Below are 5,592 nucleotides of genomic sequence, written 5' to 3'. Positions count from 1 at the left end.
GGCATGTCGCGCGGCTTTGCCGGCATGCAGCTGCGCAGTGCCGGCAAGGACATCGCCAACCAGCTGCGCATGGTGCGCGCGCAGGCCATTGCCCGCGGCGAACCGCAGCGCTTCGTGATCGAACCGGCGCAGCATCGTTGGCAGGGCGCCAGCCAGCGCCACGGTGAAGTGCCGGCCAAGCTGAAGGTGCAGTTCGAAGGTGCCGCGCAGCTGGCCACTGCGCCCGGCCAGGGCGTGATCGAATTCCATCCCGACGGCGGCTCCAGTGGCGGCCGCATCCGCCTGCAGCTGGACAGCGCCGAATGGCGCATCGATGTGGGCTGGTTGACCGGTGAAGTCCGTTCCGGACCGTGGCGGGCCCAATGAGGTCGCGCGCCCGTGGCTTCACCCTGCTGGAAGTGATCGTTGCCTTCGCCTTGCTCGGGTTGGCGTTGACGCTGTTGCTGGGCAGCCTGTCCGGTGGCGCGCGGCAGGTGCGCGATGCCGAGCTGCGCACGCGCGCGGTGCTGCACGCGCAATCGTTGCTGGCCGCTGCCGGCGTGGAAGCGCCGCTGCAGGCCGGCAGCCAGCAGGGCGAGTGGGAGCAGGGGCGTTATCACTGGCAGCTGCAGGTGCAGCCCTGGGCCGAGCCGCGTAGTGGTGCACTGCCCGCTGCGCAGTCGCCGGGCGCACCCTGGCTGGCGGAACTGCAGCTGCAAGTGCGCTGGGGCGACAGCGAGCGCGAGCAGTTGCGCTGGCGCAGCCTGCGTCTGTTGCCGCCCGCGCTGGAGAATGCGCGATGAGGCGCCGCGCGCGGGGCTTCACCCTGATCGAAGTGATGCTGGCCACGGTGCTGCTGGCAGGCGGCCTGGCGTTGGCGTTCGCCAGCGTGCGCTCGGCGATGGCGATCAGCCAGCGCGGTGAGCAGATTGCCGCGCAGAGCGAACGCATGCGCGCAGTGCAGGCCCTGCTGCGGCGCCAGCTCGCCAGCGCCCTGCGCAGCCCGCTGGAAGTGCCCGATCCTACCCGCGAACCGGTGTTCTTCCAGGGTGACGATCAGGGCATGCAGTTCGTTGCCGACCTGCCGGGCTATCTCGGTCGCGGCGGCCCCTACCTGCATGCGCTGCAGGTGGATGGCGCAGCCGGCCACCGCCGCTTGCTGCTGGAACTGGTGCTGCTGCAGGAAGGCGAGCGCATCGAAGAGAACCCGCCGCGCCCGCCCGAAGTGCTGGCGGACGAGTTGAAGGACGTAAGGCTGCGCTATCGCGGTGTCGACGCCAGCAACGGGCAGTTGACCGAATGGTTGCCACGCTGGGAGGACACCCGTCGCCTGCCGTTGCTGGTGGAGGTGCAGATCGTGCCAACCCGGGGCACGCCATGGCCGCCGCTGGTGGTGGCACTGCGGGCTGGCGGCAGCGGAGGCGCGCGATGAAGCGTCCACGTGGTGCCGCGCTGGTCCTGGTGCTGTGGCTGATCGCGCTGATGACCGCACTGGTCGGCGCTTTTGCGCTCAGCGCACGGGTCGAACACCTGCAGCAGCGGGTGCTCGGTGACGATGCACGCGGCCAGGAGCGCGCCCGTGCGGGCCTGGAGTACGCGCTGCTGCGGTTGCAGCCAGACCCGCAGCGTCCACCGTGGCAGGCCGACGGCCGGGCCTATCGCTGGCAGTTCGACGACGCCCGCATCGAGATCCGGGTGCTGGACGAGAACGGCAAGATCAACCTCAACCTGGCCGATGCGGCCCTGCTGTCCGCATTCATGCAGGCACTGGGCGAGCCAGCAGAAAGCGCCAGGCAGCTGGCCGGTGCGATCATCGACTGGCGCGACGAAGACAGCCTGCTGCAGCCCGGTGGTGGTGCCGAAGCGCCCGAGTACGCCGCCGCAGGCCTGCCCTATGGCCCGCGCAACAAGCGCTTTGAAACCCTGGGCGAACTGCAGCGGGTGCTGGGGATGCGCGGGCCGCTGTATGCCGCGATGCTGCCGCACCTGACGCTTTACAGCCGGCAGGCGCGACCGGATCCACGCTTCGCCAGTGGCCCGGTGTTGACCGCAATGGGCCTGGATGCGGAACAACTGCTGGCGCAACGCGCCCAGCAGGAGCGTGACGGAGATAACGCTGCGGGTGCATCGGCGCTTGCCAGCGGCAGTGGCACCTATAGTATCGAGTCCCGCGCCACTGACGGCAGCGGACGCCTGTCGGTGCTGCAGGCGGTGGTGCGCAACGGATCGGGCGGGGTGCCCGGCCGGACCTACACAGTGCTTCGCTGGGAGCAGGGAATGGCAGCAAGATGACGGCGTGGCAGGACAGTCTGCGGCAGGTGCAGGGCCAGATCGGCCCCGGTGCCGGCCGTTTCCTGCGCTGGTGGCGGCAGTCGTTGCTGGCCTGGGTGCCGATGCGTTGGCAATGGGCGCTGGGCTGGTCGCAGACCCGCCTGCTGCTGCAGTGCGAAGACGGGCAGTTGCAGGTCTGGCGCGAAACCGGTGACGGCCTCGAGCCTGTAGCCCGCCTTCCATGGCCGCTGCAACCGGCGGACCTGGACCGCGTGCTGGAGCTGCGCCTGCGCAGCCTGCCACGGGTGTGGCTGCTGCCGGCCGGGCAGGTCCTGCGGCGTACTCTGCGCCTGCCTGCCGCAGCCGCTGACCGCCTGCGTGCGGTGGTCGGCTACGAGATCGACCGGCAGACACCGTTCGAAGCCAGCCAGGTCAGCTATGACATCCGTGAGCTGGGCAGTGCCGGCGAAGGCCTGCTGCAGGTGGAGCTGGTGGCCTGGCCGCTGCGCCAGCTGGATGACTGGCGCGCGCAGATCGGAGCGTGGGCCGACGTGCTGGCCGGTGTCGATGCGATCGATGCCCAGGGCCGCGCGCTGCAGGTCAACCTGCTGCCGCCCGCGCAGCGTCAGCAGCGACCGGACCCGATGCGGCGCTGGAATCTGCTGCTTGCCATGGCTGCCCTGGTGATGCTGGTGCTGGCGGCGATGCAGCTGCTGGACAACCGTCGTGACGCCGTCGATGCGCTGCGCGCAGACGTCGAGCGCAGCGCCCGCAGTGCGCGTGGCGTGGCCAGCGAACGCAGCCAGCTGCAGGCGCTGCTGGATGGAGCGGCGTTCCTGGAAACACAGCGCAACCAGCGCGCCAGTACCGTCGAAGTCTGGAACGAGCTGACCCGACGCCTGCCCGATGGCACCTACCTGGAAAAACTGGCGATCGAGAACAACAGCCTGCAGTTGATCGGCCTCAGCAGCGAAGCATCTCAGCTGGTCCCGTTGCTGCAGGACGCGCCGCAGTGGCGCAAGGTCAATCTCACCGGCGTGCTGCAGGCTGACGGTGCCGCCAGTGGCCGCGACCGCTTCACCCTGACCGCCGAGCTGCAGCCATTGCCTTCGGCAGCACCGGCGCCGGCACCCGCCCCGACTGCAACCACGGAGGCGGCCAATGCCGATGCCAAGCGCACGCCGTGACCGCTGGCTGGCACTGGCACTGCTGTTGGCAGTGCTGGGCCTGGCCTACCTGCTGCTGGTGCACCCGTGGTTCACCCAGCCGCTGCGCGCGATCGATGCCGATGCCGCTGCCCTGCGCGAGCGCCAGCAGCGCGTGCAGGCGCAGCTGCAGCAGCAGCCGCAGATCGAACAGCGGCTGCGCGCGACCCGCGACGCCCTGCAGCAGCGCCCGGGTTTCCTGCAGGAAGCCACCGCCGAGGCCGCTGCGGCCGCGCTCGGCGCACGCCTGCAGGATGCGGTGGCGATGGCCAGCCCGGGCAACCGCAGCTGCACCATCAGCAACCGCACCCCATTGAGCGACAACCGTCGCGATGCCGCCTTCGTGCGCGTGGCCATGCAGGTGCGCCTGCGCTGTGGCGTGGCCGAACTGGCCACCGTGCTGCACAGTCTGGAGACCGGCAGCCCGCGCCTGTTCGTGGACAACCTCAACCTGATCGCGCAGCGCTTCCAGCAATCGCCGAACGAATCCGGCCTCGGCCTGGATGTGTCCTTCGAGCTGGCCGGCTACCTGTTGCCGGGTGCTGCCGCCGATTCCTCCACAGCGCCCGTGGCCACACCGCCTGCAGCGGCGCCGGTGGTGTCGCCGCCGGCACCTGTACCTGCACCAGCGGAGCAGCCTGCTGCCGATGCGCAGGAGGTGGCCGATGAAGCTTGAGCAGATCAACCTGCGCACCGGGTTGTTGCTGGCGGTGGCCGGATGGGCTGCGGCGACCTGGCTGGCCACCGGCTTCGGGCTGGGCAGCCAGCTGCCCACGGTCAGCACAGAGGGCGACGCGCAGGCCGCGTTGCCGGCGCTGCCCGTGCTGGCGCCCGAACGCATGGCCGGCGCAGACAGCTATAGCGTGATCAGCGAACGGCCCCTGTTTGCCGAAGACCGCAAGCCGCGCCCGTATCTGCTGGGGGGCAGCGAAGCGGCCGCCAGTCCCGCGCTGCGCCTGACCGGCGTGCTGATGACCCGTGATTTCAGCATGGCCACCTTCACCACCGAGCAGGGCCGGTCGCTGCGCCTGCGCCTCAATGGCGATGCAGTCGATGGCTGGCAACTGGTCGCATTGGAACCGCGCCAGGCCACGGTGATCGGCTCCAGTGGCAGCCAAGTGCTGGAGCTGGCCGTGTTCAATGGCCAGGGCGGTGAAGCGCCGACCGCGCTGCGCGGGGCCAATGGCACACCGCCTGTGCCCGGCGCGGTGGTTCCGCCGCCACAGCCAACGCCCAGCCAGACCCTGCCCAACCCCCGTGCCGCCGATGGCAATGTGGCTCCCGCCTCGCCTGCACCGGCCGCAGCCGCCGCACCCCCTGCAAATACCAACGGTCCCAGCGAAGCGCAGATGCAGGCCATCCGCGAACGCATCCAGGCCCGCCGCCGTCAGCTGCAGCAACAGCAGCAACAACCGTCGCCGCCCCCGGGCGATGGCACCAACCGATAGAGTGAATGCATGAATCTGCGTTTTCTTCCCTGGTCCCTTGCCCTGACACTGCTGGTCGGCTGCAGCACCGTGTCGGCCCCGCATGTGCAACGCAACGGCAACCTGCAGCCATCGGCAAGCGCCGGTCAGGCCGCCACCGATGCGCAGACCGAAGCGGCCGATCAAGCCCAGGGAACGCCGCAGGCGGTGATCCGTCGCGGCACCGGCACCATGATCAACCGCGAGGCCGCGCGCAAGCCGTCGCCCGCGTTGCATGCGGCCAGCTCCGGCGAAGCCACCTTCAACTTCGAGGGCGAGTCGGTGCACGCGGTGGTCAAGGCCATCCTCGGTGACATGCTCGGCCAGAACTACGTGATCGCCCCGGGGGTGCAGGGCACGGTGACGCTGGCCACGCCCAAGCCGGTGTCGCCGGCACAGGCACTGAACCTGCTGGAGATGGTGCTGGGCTGGAACAACGCCCGCATGGTCTACAGCGGTGGTCGCTACAACATCGTCGCCGCCGACCAGGCACTGGCCGGCACCGTGGCGCCGAGCACCGCGCCGGCATCCAGCGCACGCGGTTTCGAAGTGCGCGTGGTGCCGCTGCAGTTCATCTCCGCCACGGAGATGAAGAAGGTACTGGAGCCGTATGCGCGGCCCAATGCCATCGTCAACGTCGACAGCGGCCGCAACGTGATCACCCTTGGCGG

The 5,592-nt window shown here is 69.8% G+C and carries 7 protein-coding genes and 1 pseudogene; all 8 read left to right on the top strand.

The genetic code is table 11. The features are described from left to right. The coding region (gene xpsH, locus AB4Y84_RS11505; protein ID WP_442250151.1) for a type II secretion system protein XpsH at positions 1–366 on the top strand (366 nt) is incomplete at its 5' end. Then, on the top strand, positions 363–782 hold the full coding sequence (xpsI, locus tag AB4Y84_RS11500) for a type II secretion system protein XpsI (RefSeq protein WP_025876704.1): 420 nt from the start codon (positions 363–365) through the stop codon (positions 780–782). The genes xpsH and xpsI, both read left to right, overlap by 4 nt. After that, positions 779–1,411, top strand: coding sequence for a type II secretion system protein J (locus tag AB4Y84_RS11495; RefSeq protein WP_442244687.1), 633 nt, complete (start codon positions 779–781; stop codon positions 1,409–1,411). The genes xpsI and AB4Y84_RS11495 overlap by 4 nt, the downstream gene beginning before the upstream one ends. After that, a complete protein-coding gene (locus AB4Y84_RS11490; protein WP_117309501.1) occupies positions 1,408–2,271 on the top strand; it encodes a general secretion pathway protein GspK in 864 nt (287 codons plus the stop codon). The genes AB4Y84_RS11495 and AB4Y84_RS11490 overlap by 4 nt, the downstream gene beginning before the upstream one ends. Beyond that, a complete protein-coding gene (locus AB4Y84_RS11485) occupies positions 2,268–3,437 on the top strand; it encodes a PilN domain-containing protein (protein WP_442244686.1) in 1,170 nt (389 codons plus the stop codon). Before AB4Y84_RS11490 ends, AB4Y84_RS11485 begins: the two co-directional genes overlap by 4 nt. Then, positions 3,412–4,131 (top strand): type II secretion system protein GspM, encoded by a 720-nt coding sequence (gene gspM, locus AB4Y84_RS11480; RefSeq protein WP_425518182.1) that lies wholly within the window; start codon positions 3,412–3,414, stop codon positions 4,129–4,131. The genes AB4Y84_RS11485 and gspM overlap by 26 nt, the downstream gene beginning before the upstream one ends. Then, positions 4,121–4,903, top strand: a complete 783-nt coding sequence (locus AB4Y84_RS11475; protein WP_363729748.1) for a hypothetical protein — start codon at positions 4,121–4,123, stop codon at positions 4,901–4,903. Before gspM ends, AB4Y84_RS11475 begins: the two co-directional genes overlap by 11 nt. A 9-nt stretch (positions 4,904–4,912) precedes the next feature. Continuing rightward, positions 4,913–5,592 (top strand): annotated as a pseudogene (locus AB4Y84_RS11470) (type II secretion system secretin GspD); the annotation flags it as partial.

It is taken from the genome of Stenotrophomonas sp. 2YAF22, from assembly GCF_052114665.1.
Classification (GTDB): Bacteria; Pseudomonadota; Gammaproteobacteria; order Xanthomonadales; family Xanthomonadaceae; genus Stenotrophomonas; species Stenotrophomonas indicatrix.
Note: the sequence above shows the minus strand (reverse complement) of the source record. Positions and strands in the feature narration are given on the sequence as shown.